The 19,117-nt window shown below is 62.5% G+C and carries 16 protein-coding genes and 2 pseudogenes; 12 read left to right on the top strand and 6 right to left on the bottom strand.

The genetic code is table 11. The features are described 5' to 3' along the window. Positions 1–39 precede the first annotated feature (39 nt). Positions 40–2,046: a threonine--tRNA ligase gene (gene thrS / locus ABRP30_RS12585; protein WP_349975470.1), complete on the top strand. Its 2,007-nt coding sequence runs from the start codon at positions 40–42 to the stop codon at positions 2,044–2,046. A 91-nt stretch (positions 2,047–2,137) separates the two neighbouring features. On the opposite strand, the gene ABRP30_RS12580 is transcribed toward thrS, so the two are convergent. Further along, positions 2,138–2,395: a type B 50S ribosomal protein L31 gene (locus ABRP30_RS12580; protein ID WP_241806943.1), complete on the bottom strand. Its 258-nt coding sequence runs from the start codon at positions 2,393–2,395 to the stop codon at positions 2,138–2,140. Between the two features lie 281 nt (positions 2,396–2,676). On the opposite strand from ABRP30_RS12580, the gene ABRP30_RS12575 reads away from it, so the two are divergent. The 3 genes from ABRP30_RS12575 to ABRP30_RS12565 all read left to right on the top strand — a co-directional run bounded on the left by ABRP30_RS12575 (position 2,677) and on the right by ABRP30_RS12565 (position 5,994). Further along, positions 2,677–4,767, top strand: coding sequence for a TonB-dependent siderophore receptor (locus ABRP30_RS12575; protein ID WP_349975471.1), 2,091 nt, complete (start codon positions 2,677–2,679; stop codon positions 4,765–4,767). A 14-nt stretch (positions 4,768–4,781) separates the two neighbouring features. Beyond that, entirely contained in the window at positions 4,782–5,504 is a 723-nt protein-coding gene (locus ABRP30_RS12570; protein WP_349975472.1) for a DUF4198 domain-containing protein, read from the top strand. A 139-nt stretch (positions 5,505–5,643) separates the two neighbouring features. Next, entirely contained in the window at positions 5,644–5,994 is a 351-nt protein-coding gene (locus ABRP30_RS12565; RefSeq protein WP_349975473.1) for a hypothetical protein, read from the top strand. A 42-nt stretch (positions 5,995–6,036) separates the two neighbouring features. Here ABRP30_RS12565 and ABRP30_RS12560 read toward each other — a convergent pair. The 3 genes and pseudogenes from ABRP30_RS12560 to ABRP30_RS12550 all read right to left on the bottom strand — a co-directional run bounded on the left by ABRP30_RS12560 (position 6,037) and on the right by ABRP30_RS12550 (position 8,447). Beyond that, positions 6,037–6,912: pseudogene (locus tag ABRP30_RS12560) on the bottom strand (metal ABC transporter substrate-binding protein). 9 nt (positions 6,913–6,921) lie between these two features. Continuing rightward, entirely contained in the window at positions 6,922–7,782 is an 861-nt protein-coding gene (locus tag ABRP30_RS12555; protein WP_349975474.1) for a metal ABC transporter permease, read from the bottom strand. Continuing rightward, positions 7,782–8,447: an ATP-binding cassette domain-containing protein gene (locus tag ABRP30_RS12550; protein WP_349975475.1), complete on the bottom strand. Its 666-nt coding sequence runs from the start codon at positions 8,445–8,447 to the stop codon at positions 7,782–7,784. Before ABRP30_RS12550 ends, ABRP30_RS12555 begins: the two co-directional genes overlap by 1 nt. Positions 8,448–8,790: 343 nt before the next feature. On the opposite strand from ABRP30_RS12550, the gene ABRP30_RS12545 reads away from it, so the two are divergent. The 7 genes from ABRP30_RS12545 (at position 8,791) to ABRP30_RS12515 (ending at position 16,589) form a co-directional block, all read left to right on the top strand. Beyond that, entirely contained in the window at positions 8,791–9,180 is a 390-nt protein-coding gene (locus ABRP30_RS12545) for a DUF2946 family protein (RefSeq protein ID WP_349975476.1), read from the top strand. Positions 9,181–9,246: 66 nt separating this feature from the next. Beyond that, entirely contained in the window at positions 9,247–11,400 is a 2,154-nt protein-coding gene (locus ABRP30_RS12540) for a TonB-dependent receptor (RefSeq protein ID WP_349975477.1), read from the top strand. 5 nt (positions 11,401–11,405) lie between these two features. After that, positions 11,406–12,881 (top strand): PepSY domain-containing protein, encoded by a 1,476-nt coding sequence (locus tag ABRP30_RS12535; RefSeq protein WP_349975524.1) that lies wholly within the window; start codon positions 11,406–11,408, stop codon positions 12,879–12,881. Between the two features lie 341 nt (positions 12,882–13,222). After that, positions 13,223–13,513, top strand: coding sequence for a cytochrome c5 family protein (locus ABRP30_RS12530; RefSeq protein WP_267823708.1), 291 nt, complete (start codon positions 13,223–13,225; stop codon positions 13,511–13,513). Between the two features lie 183 nt (positions 13,514–13,696). Beyond that, complete coding sequence (locus ABRP30_RS12525; RefSeq protein ID WP_267823706.1) at positions 13,697–14,077, top strand: DUF2946 family protein; 381 nt, start codon at positions 13,697–13,699, stop codon at positions 14,075–14,077. 109 nt (positions 14,078–14,186) lie between these two features. Next, positions 14,187–16,103: a TonB-dependent receptor domain-containing protein gene (locus ABRP30_RS12520; protein ID WP_267823704.1), complete on the top strand. Its 1,917-nt coding sequence runs from the start codon at positions 14,187–14,189 to the stop codon at positions 16,101–16,103. A gap of 54 nt (positions 16,104–16,157) precedes the next feature. Continuing rightward, positions 16,158–16,589 carry a copper uptake system-associated protein gene (locus tag ABRP30_RS12515; RefSeq protein WP_267823702.1) on the top strand — a complete coding sequence of 144 codons (432 nt, stop codon included), beginning with the start codon at positions 16,158–16,160 and terminating at the stop codon, positions 16,587–16,589. A gap of 176 nt (positions 16,590–16,765) precedes the next feature. Here ABRP30_RS12515 and cydB read toward each other — a convergent pair whose 3' ends face one another. Next, the gene (gene cydB, locus ABRP30_RS12510) at positions 16,766–17,896 is read right to left on the bottom strand and encodes a cytochrome d ubiquinol oxidase subunit II (RefSeq protein ID WP_349975478.1); all 1,131 of its coding nucleotides are present in this window, start codon (positions 17,894–17,896) and stop codon (positions 16,766–16,768) included. A 334-nt stretch (positions 17,897–18,230) separates the two neighbouring features. On the opposite strand from cydB, the gene ABRP30_RS12505 reads away from it, so the two are divergent. Continuing rightward, the gene (locus ABRP30_RS12505; protein WP_267823698.1) at positions 18,231–18,719 is read left to right on the top strand and encodes a copper chaperone PCu(A)C; all 489 of its coding nucleotides are present in this window, start codon (positions 18,231–18,233) and stop codon (positions 18,717–18,719) included. A gap of 80 nt (positions 18,720–18,799) precedes the next feature. On the opposite strand, the pseudogene ABRP30_RS12500 reads toward ABRP30_RS12505, so the two are convergent. Continuing rightward, positions 18,800–19,045: pseudogene (locus tag ABRP30_RS12500) on the bottom strand (LysR family transcriptional regulator); the annotation flags it as partial. Positions 19,046–19,117 lie beyond the last annotated feature (72 nt).

Raw genomic sequence — 19,117 nt, 5'->3', positions numbered from 1 at the left:
CGACCCGCTGCCACACTATTGAACGCCGAGCCTGAAAAAATGCCAGAAAACGCCCAACCCCCCGCCTTCTCCGTGACCTTGCCCGACGGGTCGCAGCGTCACTTCGACAGCCCCGTCACCGTGCTCGACGTCGCACGATCGATTGGCCCCGGCCTTGCTCGTAGCACCGTTGCCGGCAAGCTCGACGGGCAGTTGGTCGATGCCTGCGAGGTTATCGCCCACGATGTGAACTTGCAGATCATCACGCCCAAGGATGACGAAGGCCTGGAAATCATCCGACACTCCTGCGCCCACCTGCTTGGGCACGCCTTGAAACAGTTGTTCCCCACCGCGCAGATGGTGATCGGGCCAGTGATTCGCGATGGCTTCTACTACGATGTCGCCTATGAAAGGCCGTTCACCCCGGCCGACCTGGAGGCTATCGAGGCCCGCATGCGCGAACTGATCGCCCAGGACTACGACGTGATCAAGCGCATGCTCAGCCGCGCAGAAGCCATCGACGTGTTCAGCGCCCGCAACGAAACCTACAAGCTTCGCTTGATCGACGATCTCCCGATGGCCACGCACCTCGGCTTGTACTTCCATCAGGAATACGTCGACATGTGCCGCGGTCCGCATGTGCCGAACACCCGCCTGCTGAAAGCATTCAAGCTCACCAAGCTGGCCGGCGCCTACTGGCGCGGTGATGCGCGCAACGAACAACTGCAGCGCATCTATGGCACTGCCTGGGCCGATGCCAGACAGCTGGCGGAGCACCTGCGCGGTCTCGAAGAGGCAGAAAAGCGCGATCATCGCAAATTGGGCCGCGAGCTCGACCTGTTTCATTTCGAAGACGATGCGCCTGGCGCGGTGTTCTGGCATCCACGGGGCTGGGCTGTATTCCAGTCGCTGATCGCCTACATGCGTCGTCGCCGGGACGACGCAGACTACATCGAGGTCAACACGCCGGATGTGATGGACCGCAGCCTGTGGGAAATTTCCGGCCACTGGCACAACTACCGCGACAACATGTTCACCACCGAAACCGAAGATGGCCGTGCACTCGCGCTCAAGCCCATGAACTGCCCCGGCGGCTCGCTGCTTTACAAGCACGGCCTGAAAAGCTATCGGGATCTGCCAATTCGCATGGGCGAATTCGGCAAGGTGCACCGCTACGAACCCTCGGGTGCGCTGCACGGGCTGCTACGGGTGCGCCACTTCACCCAGGACGATGCGCACATCTTCTGCACGCCACAGCAGATGGATCAGGAATGCCAGTCGGTGGTGGCCATGGTGCTCGACATCTATCGCCAGTTTGGCTTCGAGGATGTGCGTATCAAGCTTTCCACACGCCCGAACAACCGTATGGGCGACGATGCCACATGGGACCTGCTGGAAGGCTCGCTGATCACCGCGCTCAACGCTATGCACCTGGCCTATCAGGTGAACCCCGGCGAAGGCGCGTTCTATGGGCCGAAGCTTGAGTTCGTGCTGCGCGACGCCATTGGCCGGGACTGGCAATGCGGCACCCTGCAGGTGGATATGAACCTGCCAGCACGTTTCGGCCTGGAGTATGTCGACGAGGACGGCCAGCGCCAGCGACCGGTGATGCTGCATAGTGCACTGTTCGGCTCGCTGGAGCGCTTCACTGGCATCCTGCTCGAACACCATGCCGGTAAGCTGCCAGCCTGGCTGTCGCCGGTACAGGTGGCGGTGTCCTCGATCACTCAGCAGTACGCAGGTTATGCCCAGGATGTGGAGAAGCTGTTGCGCGGCGCCGGCTTGCGTGTCGAGGCCGATACGCGCAATGAAAAGATCGGCTACAAGGTGCGCGAGCAGACCTTGCAACGTGTTCCGTTCCTGTTGATTGCCGGTGCCAAGGAACAGGCAGAAGGCACCATCGCCATTCGCAACCGCGACGGACAAGACATGGGCAGCTTCGAACTGCGCTCGGCCATCGACCTGCTGTTGCAGCAGTGCCAAGCGCCGGATGCGGCTGAGCGGCGACTGGAGATGGAGCGCCTGTGGGCGGGCGTCTCGCCTGCCAATCGCTCAGCGACTGCCTGAACCCGCCTTGAACCAACGCCTCTGGAGGGCAGCATTGCATGCGACCCTCCAGAGTGCGCTGACACGGTTCGCCTTCTAGCCCAGCCTGCTGTTACGGCTTACCGCCAAACCCGGAAAAGCGTTTCTTGAAGTTGGCGATGCGCCCTTCAGTCGTGGCTTGACGTTGCTGGCCGGTATACACCGGATGCGAGGCGCTGGAAACGTCCAGTTGCACGTAGGGATAAGTCTTGCCGTCGGTGTGCTGGTAGGTGCGGTCGGATTCGGCCGTAGAGCCGATGAGGAAGAAGATGTTCGCTGAGGTGTCGTGGAACAGCACGGGACGATAGTTGGGATGGATGCCAGGTTTCATAAATAACTCCTTAACGTTACTGGATAACATTACACTACCAATACGAATCACTTGCAACTGGGAATGATCATTAAGCTCTGGCGTTACGTTATTACATCTTCTAAAATGCGCGCCCCAAGATGAACGCTTCCTCATCAAGATTCATTTATCAGGCCTGGCGCTAGGCCTGCGCCGTGACACCTGACGTGTGTCCCTTGTAATCCCTTACCAACTCGCGGGCAGTGCCCAAGCCAGGACAACTAAAAAATGCAGCGTTATGGCGTGAAAAACGGAGACTTTTCGTGAACCCTCGTACACCCCTTCTGGCCGGCCTGACGCTGGGTTTGTTCGGCCAGCCGATTCTAGCGGCAGAACCTTTGGTGCTGGACGAAACCGCCATCACCGACGTTTACCTCCAAGAGCGCGCCGACGGGCCGGTGCAAGGTTATCGTGCCACCCGCTCAGCCACGGCCACCCGCACCGATACCGACATCCGCGACACACCGCAGAGTATCGATGTCGTGCCCGCGCAGGTCATCAAGGACCTCAACACCACCCGCATCGACCGCGCCCTGGACTTTGCTGGCGGCGTGTCGCGGCAGAACAATTTCGGCGGCCTGACGTTCCTCAACTACAGTGTGCGCGGCTTCACCACTGGCGAGCTGTACAAGAACGGTTTCGCCATCAACCGCGGAAGCTACAGCGCGCCGGACACGTCCAACATCGAGCGCATCGAAGTGCTCAAAGGCCCGGCTGCCAGCCTGTACGGCCGTGGCGACCCTGGAGGCCTGGTCAACATCGTCACCAAGCGTCCCCAGGCCGAAGCGTTCAGCAACCTCACCCTCAGTGCCGGCAGCTGGGATCGCTACCGCACCGCCCTGGACGCCAACTCGCCGCTGGACAGCGAAGGGAACCTGTTGGGCCGGATCAACCTCGCCATCGAGGACAACGACAGCTTCCGCGATCATGTCGGCAGCGAGCGCCGTATCGTCAGCCCCTCCCTGAGCTGGCAGCTGTCGCCCGACACCCGGCTGATGATCGACACCGAGTTTTCCCGTACCGAGTCGGTGTTCGACCGTGGCATTCCGGCGGTCAACGGCGAAATGGGTTCGGTCAAGCGCTCGACCTTCCTCGGCGAGCCGAATGACGGCAAGATCCGCAACGACAACCAGACCCTCGACCTCGCACTGGAACACGTGCTCAACGACAACTGGAAGCTGCGCCTGGCCAACCACTACACCCAAGGCACGCTCAAGGGCAACAGCTCCGAGCCCCAGGCCCTGGTGGGCACCACCATCACGCGCTTCTATCGCGAACGCGACTTCGAATGGAACGACAACATCACCCAGGCCGAGTTGCACGGGCAGTTCGAGTTGGGTGGCTGGCAGCATCAGACCCTGGTCGGGCTGGAGTACGAAAACTACCGCAACAGCCAGAAGTACCCGCAAAGCGCCACCTCAGCAGGGTATGGCCTGGATATCTACAACCCGGTATACGGCAAGCCGAAGCCGGCCATCACCCGTGCCAACGACTTCTTTGAGCACACTGAAAGCTACGCGATCAACCTGCAAGACCAGATCGCCTTCACCGACCGCTTGCGCGGACTGCTGGGTGTACGCCTGGAACGCTTCGAGCAGACATCGCAGAACCGCACCACCGGTGCCAGCGACAGCCAGGAAAAGGACGTCGCGACTCCGCGCATCGGGGTCTTGTATCAACTGACCCCGCAAGTCGGCGTGTTCGCCAACGCATCCACGTCGTTCAAACCCAACACCATCGGCACCCAGGGTCAGGTCTACAAGCCTGAAAAGGGCTTGGGTTACGAGACCGGGGTCAAGCTCGACCTGCTCGACAGCCGCCTGGGCGCGACCATCGCCCTGTTCCATATCGACAAGGAGAACGTCATCACCACTGACGCCCTTGGCGAGAGCGTGGCGGCTGGCGAGGCCCGCAGCCAAGGCCTGGACCTGCAGTTCAGCGGTCAGCTGACCGACGCCTTGCGGGTGATCGGTGCCTACGCCTATATCGACGCGGAGGTCACCAAGGGCGACGCGGCCCTGCCAAAAGGCAGCGACCTGCTGGGCATCGCTCGCAACAGCGGCAGCGTGATGGGTGTGTACGAATTCCAGGAAGGTGCCCTGCGCGGTTCGGACGTTGGGGCGGCGGTGAATTACGTCGGCGAACGTTCCGGTCAGGCCGGCAGCGACTTCACCCTGGACGCCTATACCACCGTCGACCTGTTGGCGCATTACAAGGCCAGCGAACAGGTCACCGTCGGCCTCAACCTCAACAACCTGTTCGACCGCAAGTACTACGAACGGTCGTACAACAGTTCTTGGGTGCTGCCCGGTGAGCCGCGCAACTTCAGTGTCAGCCTGACCCTAAGCCTTTGAACCGAGGAATCATCATGCATCCATCGTTGAAAGTCGTCGCCCTGTTGACCCTGATGGTCAGCGTCAACGCAGGCGCCCACGGCCTGTGGACCGAGGAGCGACGCGGCAATATCGAGGTCGTGTACGGCCACGGCGCCGAGGATAACGCCTACAAGGCGCAGAAGATCAAGCGCGCCTGGGCGTTCGACGCGACCGGGGACATGGTCCCGGTCACCGTCGAGCGCCTGGCGGACCATGCTGTTCTGCAGCCGCTCACGCCGCCTGCGGCACTGGCCGTGCTGCTGGACAACGGGCCTTGGTCGCAGCGCCCGGACAAGCAGTGGGTCAATCAGGATCGCACCCACATCAAGGATGCGATCGCCTCCACCCACAGCTTCAAGTACAGCCTGGCGATCTACCAGAGCGGTGCTCGGCTGCCGAAACTGGACATGCTGCGTTTGGCGATCGTTCCCCTGAGCGATCCTCTGCAGGTCGGCCCGGGCAAGATGCTGGAAGTGCAGGTGCTGCTCGATGGCAAACCGGCTGCGGATATCCCGCTTGTGGGCGATTACCGGGGCGCCCCTCACCAGGTCAGCGCCACCACCGACCAGCAAGGCCGCGCACGTGTCACCGTTCGCAATGAAGGGCTCAACATCATCGCGGCTCAGGCTACCCTGCCGATGGCCGAAGGCAGCCCCGTTGCCCAGCAGAGCTTCTTCAGTTCGCTGACGTTCCTGGGTGAACCGCACCACGAGTGACGAAAGTAGCGTACCTCGGCCATCTCGGCCGAGGTACGGCAGGGATGTCAGGCCAAGGACCGACGGTCTTCACCGGATTGGAAGAAGCGGCGCCCGCCAACTACGCTGAATGTCTCAGCACTCGTTAAAGGCGTTCGAAATGGGTACCTGCAACCAGCATCCCCACCATGACCATCAGCACAAACCCGGCTGCGGCCACACTGCAATCGAGCACGATGGGCATATCGATTACCTGCACGACGGGCACTTGCATCACGTGCATGGCGACCATGTCGATGAACACACACTGGAAGCCAACGGCCAGAATCCCGACCGTTGCACCCCCGGCCACCAATGTGGCGGCCATGCTGCCGACCATACCCACGGCCCGGGCTGCGGGCATGAGGCGATCCCCCATGGTGATCATGTCGATTACCTGGTCGATGGCCACCTCCACCACCCGCACGGCGATCACTGCGACGACCACGGCCCGGTGACCGTGGTCAAATGACCGTTGCCCGCCTCCAGCCGGCAACGGCTGGAGGCGCTGGCCTCACTGGCCTGCCAGCGCCTGGGTGAGGGTTTGCACATTCTGCCGATACATGCCCAGGTAGGTACTGGCAGGGCCTTGGGCGGCAAGTGCATCGGAATACAGCGTCCCACCTATCTTCGCTCCGGTATCGTCGGCAATCTGCTGCATCAGCCGGGAATCCTTGATGTTCTCGATAAACACGGCCTTGATCTTGTCGCGCTTGATCATCGAAATGATGCTGGCGACATCCTTGGCAGTAGGCTCCTGGTCGGTGGAAAGGCCTTGGGGAGCCAGGAACTCGATGCCGTAAGCCTGGCCCAGGTAACCGAAGGCATCATGCGAGGTAACGATACGCCGGTTGTTTGCTGGTAAGGCCGCGAAGCTTTTCTTCACCTCGGCCAGCAAGGTGTCGATCTGCTGCTGGTAGGCGGCCAGGTGGCTGCGATAGGCCTGCGCATTGCCGGGGTCAACCGCTTCCAGCGCCTTGGCAATATTGGCCGCGTAGATCTTGGCGTTGGCCAGGCTGTTCCAGGCATGGGGGTCGGGGATGGTCTGGCCCTCCTCGTCCAAGGTACGCGGAAGGATCCCCTGGCTAGCCCGGACGACCTGAGCCTGGGTGCCGGTGGTCTTGATCAGGCGGTCCAGCCAGGGCTAGAAATTCAGGCCGTTCTCCACCACCAGGCGCGCCTGCAACACGTGCCTGGCATCATCCGGCGTGGTTTCGTAGACATGCGCATCGCTGTCGGGCCCGACGATATTGATGACCTGTACCTGATCGCCACCGAGCTGTCGGGTGATATCGGCCAGAATACTGAAGCTGGTCACTACCTTGATGCGTTCGGCGGCAGACAGTAACGGTGACAGCAACAACATGAGCACAACGATCAACGGGCGCATAGCGGCTCCTCAGTGAGTGACAGGGGTGTAGTGACGACGCAGCAGCCCGCGGACCGGCCCCACCATCACCGACAACAGGTAGGCACAGCCGGCCACGACGACGATCGCCGGGCCACAGGGCAGTGAGGCGTAGTAGGACAACAGCAACCCCAGCCAGACCGAGCCCATGCCGATCAGCGCCGAAATGGCTATCAGCCAGGGCAGGCGCTGGCTCCAGAAACGTGCGGCGATGGCTGGCAGCATCATCAGGCCAACCACCATCAAGGCGCCGATGGCCTGGAAGCCAACCACCAGGTTGATGACCACCAATCCGAGGAACACGCCATGGGCGATTGGCCCAAAGCGGCTGACGCTGCGCAGGAACAGGGGGTCGAGGCTGTCGAGCAGCAAAGGCCGGTAAATCAGGGCAAAAACCAAGAGACTGCCTACGGCTACCCACACCATGGTTTGCAAGGTCGCCTGATCGACCGCCAGGGCCGAGCCAAACAGCAACCCCAACAAGTCCAGGCGCTTGCCCGCCAGCCCGAGCAGCAGAACGCCCGAAGCCAGTGAAATCGGGTAAACCGCCGCCAGGCTAGCGTCCTCACGCAAACCGGTGTGCCGGCTCACCAGGGCTGAGAAGCCTGCTACCATCAAGCCCGCCGCCAGGCCGCCCAGTGTCATGGCAACCACGGACAGCCCTGCCAGCCAAAAGCCCAAAGCAGCGCCCGGTAAAATGCCATGGGAAATGGCGTCACCGATCAGGCTCATGCGCCGTACCACCAGGAATACCCCCAACGGCGCGACACTCAGCGCCAGGGTGAGCCCGCCGAAGAGTGCACGGCGCATGAAGGCGAACTCGACGAAGGGTGCCCATGCCATATCCAGCATCACTGCACCTGCCCCAGTGCGGCACGCCCGATCACAGATTGACTGGGGCCGTATTGGCACCCCTCGCTGTCGATCAGCAGGCAATAGTCGGCCATCGCTTGCACGCGCGGCAGGTCATGACTGACCACCACCACTGTCTGGCCAGCTTTGTGCCAAGCGTCGATATGACGCCAGAGCAACGCCTGCCCCGGCTTGTCCAGCGCCGAGTCCGGCTCGTCGAGCAGCAGCAGGTTGGCGTCGGTCAGGCTCAAGCGTGCCAGCAGCGCACGCTGCAGTTCGCCGCCGGAAAGCGCTTCGAGCGGGTGGGCTGCGAGCTTTTCGATTTCCCAGGCTTGCAATGCCTGGCGCAACCGCTCGCTGCGCTCCCGACGGTGCAGGCGTTGCCCCCAGAAGCCGCCACTGACCAACTCGCCCAGGCTGATGGGGAACTGCCGGTCAATGGCAGAGCGCTGGACCAGATAGCCAATTTTCGTGCCTTCGGCACTGATGCGAAGGCGCCCGGCCAGAGGCTTCTGCAAGCCGGCAAGCACCTTCAAGAGGCTGCTTTTGCCAGCACCATTGGCCCCCACCACTGCAGTCAAACTACCCGCTGGCAGCGTGATGTTCAGATGCGGGGTCAACGGGCTTTTGGCAGCCCCCCACAAGAGGTCTTGGCACAGAATCACGGGTGAGTTCCAAAACGAAAGGAATGACGCGGCCGGAAAACCCTGGCCTCACCCGCATAATGATATGTTATAACACATCGAAAGCAACGCCTTTCTTCTAGTCACAGCCTTTCAAACGATTGCAACTAAGTCGGCCTTGGCCGCCGCCAGAGGTAGAAAAGCGAGTGATTACCGCATACCAACAAAGCACTTTTTACTCGACATCCGTTGGGCTCGGGCAGCGAACTGCATCATTCGGTTGAATACGCACACTTGAAAAAACACCCTGTTCAGACGTTTCAGAAGATGTAGAATCGCGCCGCCACATCTAACCTGACAACTCAGTGCCATCCCGAGTACTGCCATGAAACTGGCCCGCCACACACGATCGCATGTCGCCTGGGTGCTGTATTTCAGCATTCTGTTCGGCTCGTTGCTGTGCGCCATGGGCCATGGGCAGATGGCCGGGTTGCGCCTTGCCGGGTTGGATGACGCCGCCTGGTGCTCCGCAGACGCCAGCGGTTCTTTCAAAGCTGAGCAAGACACTGCCGACCCCATGCTGCCTGCCGGCGGTGACTGCGTGATCGCCAGCCTGTTCAGCGCCACGCTGCTGGCTGTATTTTTCGGCCTGCTGACCCTGCTCGCCGAACAGCCGGCCAGCCCCTTACCCAGCCAACCCACGCCACGCCTGCCCAAGCTGCGCTGGCCACGGGTGAACCCCCGCGCCTCTCCTGCTTCGCTTCCCGCGTTCTGACATCGCCCCCGAGCCACCTGACCGGCATCGGCGGTGCGTTCATCGATTTCAACCAGGAAGCCTCGCATGCTCCGCATGACCACTTTGGCGCTGCTCGTTGGCAGCGCAAACTGCGCCTGGGCGCAGGATGAAACCCTTACTTTGCCATCCAGCACCGTTACCGCCACCGCTGACCAACCCACCGAGGCCACGCGCCTGGACCTCGACCGCCCCATCGAAAGCGGCTCGCGCCTTAACCTCAGCGCCCGTGAGAACCCTGCTTCGGTCAGTGTGGCCGACCGCAAGACCATGGAGCGTATCGGCGCGCGCAACTTCCAGGACGCCGCCAACGCACTGCCTGGCGTGAACGCCTCGGCGCCGCCAGGCTGGGGCGGCTATGTGTCGTACCGGGGTTTCAATGGCGCGCAGATCAGCCAGTTGTTCAACGGCATCAATTTGCAGTATGGCGGCGCAGCGCGCCCGGTGGGCGCCTGGATCTACGACCGCATCGAATTGCTCGGCGGGCCGTCCTCCTTCCTCAATGGCAGCGGTGCTGTCGGTGGCAGCCTGAACTTCATCACCCGGCTGGCAAGCCGAGACGAAGACACGTTTGAAGGGCGCGTCAGTTATGGCCGCTTCGACACTACTGAAACCTCGGTCGGTTTCAACAAGGCGCTCAACACAGGCGACGGCCCGCGCCATTACGCCCGTCTCGATTACAGCCGCACCAGCACCAACGGCTACATCGATCGCCAGGAGAATGGGGCCGGCAACCTGGCCTTCTCGCTGCTCAGCGACATCAACGACCAGCTCTCGCACACGCTGGCCATCGAATACCTGGAAGAGAAAGAAGACAGCCCTTACTGGGGCACTCCGGTATTGCAGCCACTGGTCGGCACCCTGCACATCGACAAGCACAACCGCTTCAACAACTACAACGTTGAAGACGGTCGCTACGAGCAGCGCACTCGCTGGCTACGCTCGATCACCGACTACCGCTTCGACGACAATACCCAACTGCGCAATACCTTCTATCACTACAACGGCCAGCGCGATTACCGCAACCTCGAGGTGTATCGCTACAACGCCGACAACAGCGCCATCGCTCGCTCGGGCGGCTACCGCCAGCGTCACGACCAGGAGGTGAACGGCGACAGGGTCGAGCTGACCCATCAGGGTGAGCTGTTCGGCCTGGCCAGTGACTGGGCGTTCGGCATGGATTACAACAGCAACCAGCAAACCAACTACCCGCTGTCCAAGGGCGCGTTCGACACGGTTGACCCCAATGGCTTCGAGCCAGGGCGCTTCCTCGATATCCCCGGTATGGACGCGCCCATGGCCAAGGGACGCACCACCACCACCGACACCACCTCGGCCTTTGTCGAGAACCGTACCCGTCTGACGGATCAGCTGTCATTGATAACCGCCTTGCGCTACGACCACATCGATTTCGACGTCATCGACCACGTTGCGCGGGCCAAGCTGGACCGGCGCTGGGACGCAGTGACCGGTCGCCTGGGCCTGGTCTACGACCTGACCCCGAATGTCAGCCTCTATACCCAATACAGCACCTCGGCCGAACCGCCGGGAGGCACCCTGACCAGTGCCTCGATCAGCCAAGTGGGCGACTTTGACCTGAGTACCGGGCGCCAGGTCGAAGTGGGCAGCAAATTCGACTTCTTCGATGGCCGTGGTACGGCCACTGCAGCGGCTTACCGGATCGTGCGCAAGAACATTTCGGTGCCCTCCTCGACCGTGCCAAACACCACCGAGCAGGCAGGCCAGCAGACCTCTACCGGCATCGAACTGGCGGCTTCGTTCAAAGTCACGCCCAAGCTGCTGGCGGCAGGTAACTTCAGCTGGGTGAACGCCGAATACGACGAATTCAACGAGACTATCAGCGGTGTGGTGTATTCGCGCAAAGGCAAGAACCCGGTGAACATCCCTGATCGGGTGGCCAATCTCTGGCTGACCTACGACCTCGCCCCCGGCTGGCAGGTCGGCGCCGACGCCCGCTATGTGTCGTCGGTGTACGCCAACACCGCCAATACTTCTTGGGTACCGTCCTACACCGTTTACGGGCTTTCCATGACCCACGACCTGGACAAGCACGTGCAAGTCAGCGCGCGGTTGCGAAACCTGACCGACGAGGTCTACGCCCGGTTCATCCACCAGACCAATACCCAGTACTACCTGGGTGAGCCGCGCAGCCTGGAAGTCGCCGTGCAGTGGCGCTACTGATGAGCCTGAAGCGCCAGCTCTACCTGTGGCACCGCTGGCTGGGAATCGTCGCCTGCGTGTTCATGGCGCTGTGGTTCGTCTCTGGGGTGGTCATGCTGTATGTCGGCTACCCCAAGCTGACACCGGCCGAACGCCTTGCCCACCTGCCGGCTTTGCCTGCGGGTTGCTGCGCCGAGTTACCCGAGCAGTGGGCGCAGCAGCCTCTGAAAGCGCTGCGCCTGACCAGCCTGGGTGGGCGGCCGTATTACCTGTTGGAATTGGCCGATGGCCGCCGCGTCGCGCTCGACGCTGCCAGCGGCCAGCCCCTGGCGCAGGTCGACGCCGGCTGGGCGCTGGAAAGCGCGCGGCAGTATGCAGGCGAGGTCGGGGTGGCGTACCGGGGCACGGTGGACGAGGACATGTGGACCCACTCCACCGCCTTGGACAGCGACCGCCCCTTGCACCGGGTGCAGGTCGACGATGCAGCCGGTACCTGGCTGTACCTGTCCGGACGTACTGCAGAAGTGGTGCGTGACGTCACAGCCCGGGAGCGCGCCTGGAACTGGGTCGGGGCCTGGCTGCATTGGCTCTACCCGCTACGCGGCGGGTTTGGGTTCAGCAACGGCTGGCGCACCCTGGTAATCGGGCTGTCTCTGGCCGCAACGATCATGGCGCTGCTGGGCATGGCTGTCGGCATCTTGCGCCTGCGGCTGCGCAAGCGTTATCGCAGTGGCTCGTGCAGCCCTTATCCCGGCGGTTGGCTGCGCTGGCACCATATAGGTGGGTTACTGTTCGGTGGGATGTTGGTGCTGTGGATATTCAGCGGATTCATGTCGATGCGCCCCTGGGGCCTCACCGACAGTCGCTCGCAACTGGCCACCCAGGCTCTGCATCAAGGGCCGCTACGTGCCATGGACATCGGCCAGCCAGTGGCCCAAGCCTTGGCCCGCCTGCACAAGATACCTGGGTTCGACCCTGTGGAACTGCAGTGGCAACGCCTTGGCGCTGACACCTTTCTGGTGGCCCGCGATGCCGTGGGCGATAGTCGGATTCTGGAGGCCGACGCGGCACCCGTACGGCAGTTGTCCGAGCAGCGCCTGCTCAACGCTGCCCACGCGATGGCCGCAGGCATCCCGGTGCATACCCATTGGCAGCGCCACTACGACACCTACTACTTCGCCCGCGACGCTCAGAGCATGTATGGCTCCCAGCGCCGCCCGTTGCCGGTGCTGCGCCTGCGATTCGACGACGCCGCCAGCACTTGGGTCTACCTTGATCCGGCCAGCGGGGAAATGGTGGCCAGCCACGATACCAGGCAACGCACCGGCCGCTGGCTGTTCAATCTCTTGCACAGCTGGGACCTGCAACCCCTGCTGCAAAGGCCGGCGTTACGCGAAAGCCTGATCATCGCCTTGAGCATCGGCGGCCTGGTGATCTCGCTAAGTGGAATCATCTTAGGCTGGCGCAGGCTACGTCGCTCCACAGTTCGAGCCCGCGGTTGAACGGCTTTGGCAGCGGCGATCTGCTAGGCGCCCGCTTGGCCAGCGTCAAGGTGCTCGCGGCCTGAAATTTCAACTGAGCATCTAAAAAGACAAAAGCCGGGGCGTTGATACGCCCCGGCTTTTGTTTGACCCGATGAAAACCCTGCCAAGAGTCAAACACCGGATCGACTTCAACGTAGCACGGCCTCGGCTCAAAGCCGCCCTGCGACATCCTGCCGCACCCCATGCACCAACCAGGCAGGTAAGCCTTGGCAGCCCGGGGTGCGGCAGGGTGTCGCACCTGACAGGCATGCGTACTCCCATAGACTCTGCCTTCCAATAAAAAACCTGAGAGGTCGGTCATGAAAAAAACACTGGCAATGCTTGCTTGCCTGGCAACCGCCAGCCTGGCTCAAGCGGCCCAGGACCCGGAGGCAGTGTTCAACCGCGCGTGCCAGATGTGCCACAACGGCCAACTGCCCACGGCACCGAAAAAAGGTGACCACGAGGCCTGGAAGCCACGGCTGGCCAAAGGCAACGAGGTACTGGTCAAGCACGTCACCGAAGGCTTCAACGCCATGCCGCCGCGCGGCCTGTGCATGGATTGCACCGCAGACGACTACAAGGCCGTGATCGACTACATGTCCAAGTGATTGGCGTACCAGGGCCGCCTTCAGCAAGGCGCGCCCTTGGTAACCGCCTACACAGGGTCAGTGCGGCGGTATCTCGCAAGCCAAATTCAGGTGCGGCAGGCTGTCGCACCCTGCGTAAACAGCAAGCGTTGCTAGACTCGCGCACCGCACCATTTCAACCGCCGCAGTCATCGAGCAAGGGATATGCACCGATCAGCAGGACGTCGTCACGCCTACGCCTGGCTCCTTTACGCCAGCGTGCTGTTTGCCGTGCTGCACTGCGGGCTCGGCCACGGCCAGACCAGCGGCCTGACGCTCAATGGCGCAGGTAGCGCCTTCTGCGGCCACGCCGGGGTCCCGCCCGGTCCGCTTGGCTTCGCGCCAAGGCTGGGTGACACCTTGGCCGCAGGCGCTACGCTCGATTGCCCCTTGTGCAGCCACACCGGCCTGGCATTGATGCCCCTGCTGCGCGACCTTCCGGTCGCCCGGGTGACACCTGACAGTTCCCTGCCCGCCTCCCCTGCAGCCTGGCCTCGTCGCCTTTGGCCTGCAGTCAACCCCCGCGCCTCACCCGCCCTGACCTGAATCAACCCAATAGCCTCACCACGCCCCCGGCTCTATACACATGGGGATGTCGCCTGGCGCGTGGACTACGGCTCGCCTTGCCACTTTTGCATTCAGGAATACCCAGAGCATGAAGAACAAGACAATCTGCTGCGCTGCTGCACTCGCGTTATCCAGTGGTGCCACGCTGGCCCAGACCAACACGGTGGAGTTGGCCGAAACCTCGGTGGTCGGGACCTCGGTCATCGACCAGAACAACGTCGATAGCTTCGGCAGCTTGACCACCGTGGTAGGCCAGGAGCAAATCCGCGACCTCAACGCCCTCGACCTGTCCTCGGCCCTGCGTCGTACACCCGGCGTAGTGGTGTCGCGCTTCAACCCGGTAGGCTCGTTCGGCGGTGCCGAAGGCGGTGCGGTGTACATCCGGGGCATGGGTGCCAGCCGCCCGGGCAGCGAGATCAAGACCTACATCGACGGCGTTCCGTTCTACATGGGCGTCTGGGGCCACCCGTTGCTCGACTTGCTGCCGATCAACGCGATGCAGAGCATCAGCGTGTACAAAGGCCCGCAGCCGCAGAAGTTCGGCAACACCTTCGCGGCCATCGACCTGACGCCCAAGGTTGCCGAGCAGGGCGACAACCACCATGGGGAGCTGCAACTCACCGGCGGCAGCTTCCGCACAGCCACCGAACAAGCCAGCCTGATTGGCCGGGAAGGCGATTTTGATTACCTGCTGGCCCAGGGTGCGGCCCACTCCGACGGTGACCGCAGTGACGGTGATGGCCGGCTGAACAATGGCATGGCGCGCTTGGGTTACCGGCTGAATGAGAACTGGAGTACCGGGTTGCTGCTGCTGCATGCCAATAACCAGGTCTCTGACCCCGGGCAGAAAGGCCTGCCGGAAACCAAGAATGGCGAGTTCAATACCCGCGGCACACTCGCTTCGCTGTCCTTGGCGCACAATCACGAATGGGGCGATGGCAGCCTAAAGGTCTACCACAACGAAGGCCGAGGTTCGGCCCTTGACCAGACCGGCCTGGACGGCGACACCATCAGTGACTTCACGCTACAAGGCATTCGCTGGGAAGAACAGCTGCGCCCCTGGCAAGGCGGCGAAGTGGCCTTGGGCCTGGACATCGACGAGAGCAAGGGCGAGGTCCACTTCAAGCGCATCGCCCCGGCGCCACAAGCGAAGTTCGATGCGCCCACCCTGCGCGTGACATCGCCGCACCTCGCCGTCAGCCATGCCTTTGCCCTCAACGACACCTGGACCTTGACCCCCTCGGTCGGCGTACGCACGTATGAGCACAATGTGTTCGACAACGCCACCGCCCCGCACGCAGGCCTGTTGCTGTCATCGAGCAATGTCGAGTTCCGTGCCAACGCCTCGCGCGGCATCAACTACCCCGGCCTGGAAGCCTCGGTGATGTCGAGCCTGATCCCGGCGCTGGGTGAAACCTGGAAGGACCTGAAGCCCGAGAAAGTCGACCACCAGGAACTGGGCGTGCGCTTCAACCCCATCGACAGCGCCACCCTGGACCTCGCGGTGTTCAAGGACAAGCTGCAGGACCGCTATCTGTTCGCCTTCCCGCCGGCCGTGTCGAGCCCCTCCTACATCAACCTGGGTGACTACGACATCAAGGGTACCGAAGCCACCTGGCAGCAGCGCTGGACCAGCAATTGGAGCAGCTTCGTCGGCTTCACCTGGCTCGATCCGTCCCTCAAGACCCTGCCCTACGCGCCGCAGAAATCGCTGTCGCTGGGCACCACCTACGAGACCGGGCCTTGGCGCCTGTCGGCTGATGCGCAGTACCAGAAAGACATGTACGTGCTGGCCGAGGAACGCACCGCCGGCGCCAGCAACTTCTCCAAAGTCGATAGCTTCACCGTGGTCAACATGCGCGTCGGTTACGCCGTACCCGCACTGGGCAAGGTGGGCGAAGTGTTCGTCGCCGTGGAGAACCTGTTCGACCGTGACTACGCCTACCGTACCAACTACCCGATGCCCGGTACTTCGGCGCAACTGGGTGTGAAGATGGGCTTCTGAGCCCGCCACCGGAAGCTGCCGACAGCAGTCGGCAGCCTTACAAGGAACAAGCACATGAAAGCACCGATCCTTGCGCTGCTGCTGGCCTGCAGCCCGCTGCTGGCCGTGGCCGATACCGCCAGCGAGCAGCAGAGCATTCAGCACCTGATGCGACACAACTTCGAACGCCCGGATGCGCCACTGGACGTTGGCCCGGTTACCATCCAGGGCGAGCATGCGGTAGCCGGCTGGTTGCAAGACCAGCGCGGCGGCCGTGCCTTGTTGCGTAAAGGGCCTCACGGCTGGCGCGTGGTGCTGTGCGCCGGCGATTCACTGCTCGACCCGGCAACCCTGCACAGCGCCGGGCTCAGTGAACAGGACGCGGCCCAACTGAGCCAGGCAGTGCGCCAGGCCGAAAGTGCTCAACCCGCCGAGCGGGTCAAGCAGTTCGCGCTGTTCCAAGGCGTGGTCAAGGTCGACAAGGACGCTGCCCACGGCAATCACTGATGAACAACCCGGGGGCTTTCAGGCCCCCGTCCGGTTGTGGTACAGCGATACCTTGCGGGCACAACTGGTCCAGGCAATGGCCAGGGAGTTTGCGCGCACATTCGCAGTTGGTTCACGATGGCAGGGTTCGGAGTTTGCCAGAGATAATCTCGAGGCATGACGCTCGAATGCGTGATTCACGCAATGCGTTCATCGCCCTGGATCGAGCAAAGCGCATGGCGTTGGCGTTTTCTAACTCGCTTCGATGGCTCGATCAGCAGGTGCGAGCCCTTGAGGCTGACACCCAGGGTGTAAGCCAGCAACATCGGTAGCAGCACACTGGCAACAATCAGCAAAGTCCCCAAGGTTCTTTCGTCACCGGCCGCGCTCCATAGCGTCATGCTGGCAGACACTTGCACGCTGGAAGGCAAGATCAAAGGGAATAACGCGAGCCCCACACTGCACAGCACAGCCCCCACCGTCAGGCCACTGCCCAATAGCGCCAGGCTAGACCGGCCATTGGCGCAAGCGAACAGACTGATGACAGTGCCAGACAAGGCAAACAATGGTGCCAGAACAGCTGCAGGCCAGGCCTGAAAATTGTCCAGCCAGCCAGGGTTGTTGGCCAGCACCACCCAGGTGCCAGGCCCGCACAGGGTAGCGGGACGCTCCACCGCCCACACACTGTAGCCGCGCGCATTCGTTGCCAGCCATATCGCAGCCACTATGAAACTGGCCAGGAACATAACGCCTGCAACGCCTGCGACCCGGCTTGCAGGCTGATACCAGCAGCCGCCGCCGCGCTGCATCACCCAGGCAGCGCCAAACTGGCAAACCATCGCCAGGCTCACCACGCCTGTAAGCAAGGCGAACGGACTGAACAGCCCGCCCACGCTCCCGTGAAACTGTATTCCCGCCTGGCCACAGCGACTCAATGGCAACCCAAGAAGCACGTTGCCCAGCATGCCCCCCAGCAGAACTGCCGGCAGCAGGCCGACTGCCAGCACGCGCCAGGCTTGTCGTGGCCGGGCGGCTTGCGAGGCAGATCGGCGCAACAGTACCAGCAGGCCCAACAGGCCCGTCATCAGGCAGGCCAGGCCACCGAGCGATGGCCAGACCAGCGCAAGGGTGAAACTCAGGGCCAGCAACCACAGCAGGTTGATATGCGCTGGCGCCGCCGGTGCTTGCGGCAGCGGGTCGCCACTTCGACCCGACAACCACGGCACCAGTACCCGCGCGCCCACGTCCAGGCTTTCGCCCAGCATAAAACTGATCAGCATTACGCCAATCAGTAGCCACCAGACGATTTTCAGCAGTTCATGGTCCATGACGGCTCTCTCGGCTCGAAAGAAAGCGGCCCGCCCAAAGGCGGGGGGCGTTGCGGGTCGCCTGGCGTGCAGCGTGAAGGGGACGAAGGAATACAGGCGCCGACCATGCTAGGCGCTGTCTGCTGCCCGCCCAACTGCGACAGCTCGTCGCATGTCGCGCAACGCGCTGACTGCACGGGCGTCGAGCAGTGGCTTTGGGCTCGCTGCGGCAGTCTGTCGCACCACAACGTGCCGGCACCACACCTGCCACGCCCTCATACAGCACCGACTATGCTATTTGACCAGGCGTCCTTCATACACAAGGCTGGCGCCGCCAATCAACAAGGAGTTCCTGATGAAACCACTCGCGCTCAAAGGCTTGCGCAAGGCCAATGGCCTCCTGTTCGGTTTGTTAATGACGAGCTTCGCCAGCACCGCCCTGGCTCAGGTCGAAGTGAAGGTGGAGGCCCCCTGGGTCAGGGCCACGGTACCCAGCCAGCCCGCCACCGGAGCCTTCATGCGCCTTACCGCCAACGAGGACGTCAAGCTCGTTCGGGTCAGTTCACCCGTGGCCGCCAAGACGGAGCTGCACGAGATGACCATGAAGGACGGCGTAATGACCATGAAGCCATTGGCGAGCCTGTCACTGCCAGCGGGCCAGCCAGTGGTGCTGGACACCCACGGCTACCACATCATGCTGATCAACCCCAAAGAGCAGATCAAGGAAGGCGCCACTGTGCCGCTGACCCTGACCGTGGTCGATGACGCGGGTAACGAAACCTCGGTCAAGGTCGATGCGCCTGTGCGCCCGTTGGCCAGCGGCGAAGACGACCTACCCGATTAACAAGCGCCCAGTTGGAGCGCTGCGCCCGTTCGGGTATTGGCCTGCCCGTTCGTGGGCAAGTCCAGTGTGTGGCGGTGTATCTCGTTCTCTGCGGTATCCACCAGTTCGAGGATAACCCGGCAGCGCTTCAAGTAACGGTTGCCGGCTTCGGTCAGGGCGATGCGGCGGGTCGTGCGGTTCAACAAGCGAATATGCAGATGCGCCTCCAGGTTGGAGAGCATCCGGGAAACGCTGGCGGTGGTGGTGTCGAGGCGTTCGGCCGCGCCGGTCAGGCTGCCGGCCTGAACCACGCAACTGAACGCGCGCATGGCTTGGAGTATGTCCATCGTCGGTCTCTCGCTAAGCATTCAACGAATAGGAAAACGGGCGGCGCAACGCCGCCCCTGTGCCGCCCTGCC

The sequence above is a fragment of the Pseudomonas sp. WHRI 8519 genome (genome assembly GCF_040224055.2).
GTDB classification, from domain to species: Bacteria; Pseudomonadota; Gammaproteobacteria; order Pseudomonadales; family Pseudomonadaceae; genus Aquipseudomonas; species Aquipseudomonas putida_X.
This window is presented reverse-complemented; position numbering and strand designations above follow the sequence as displayed.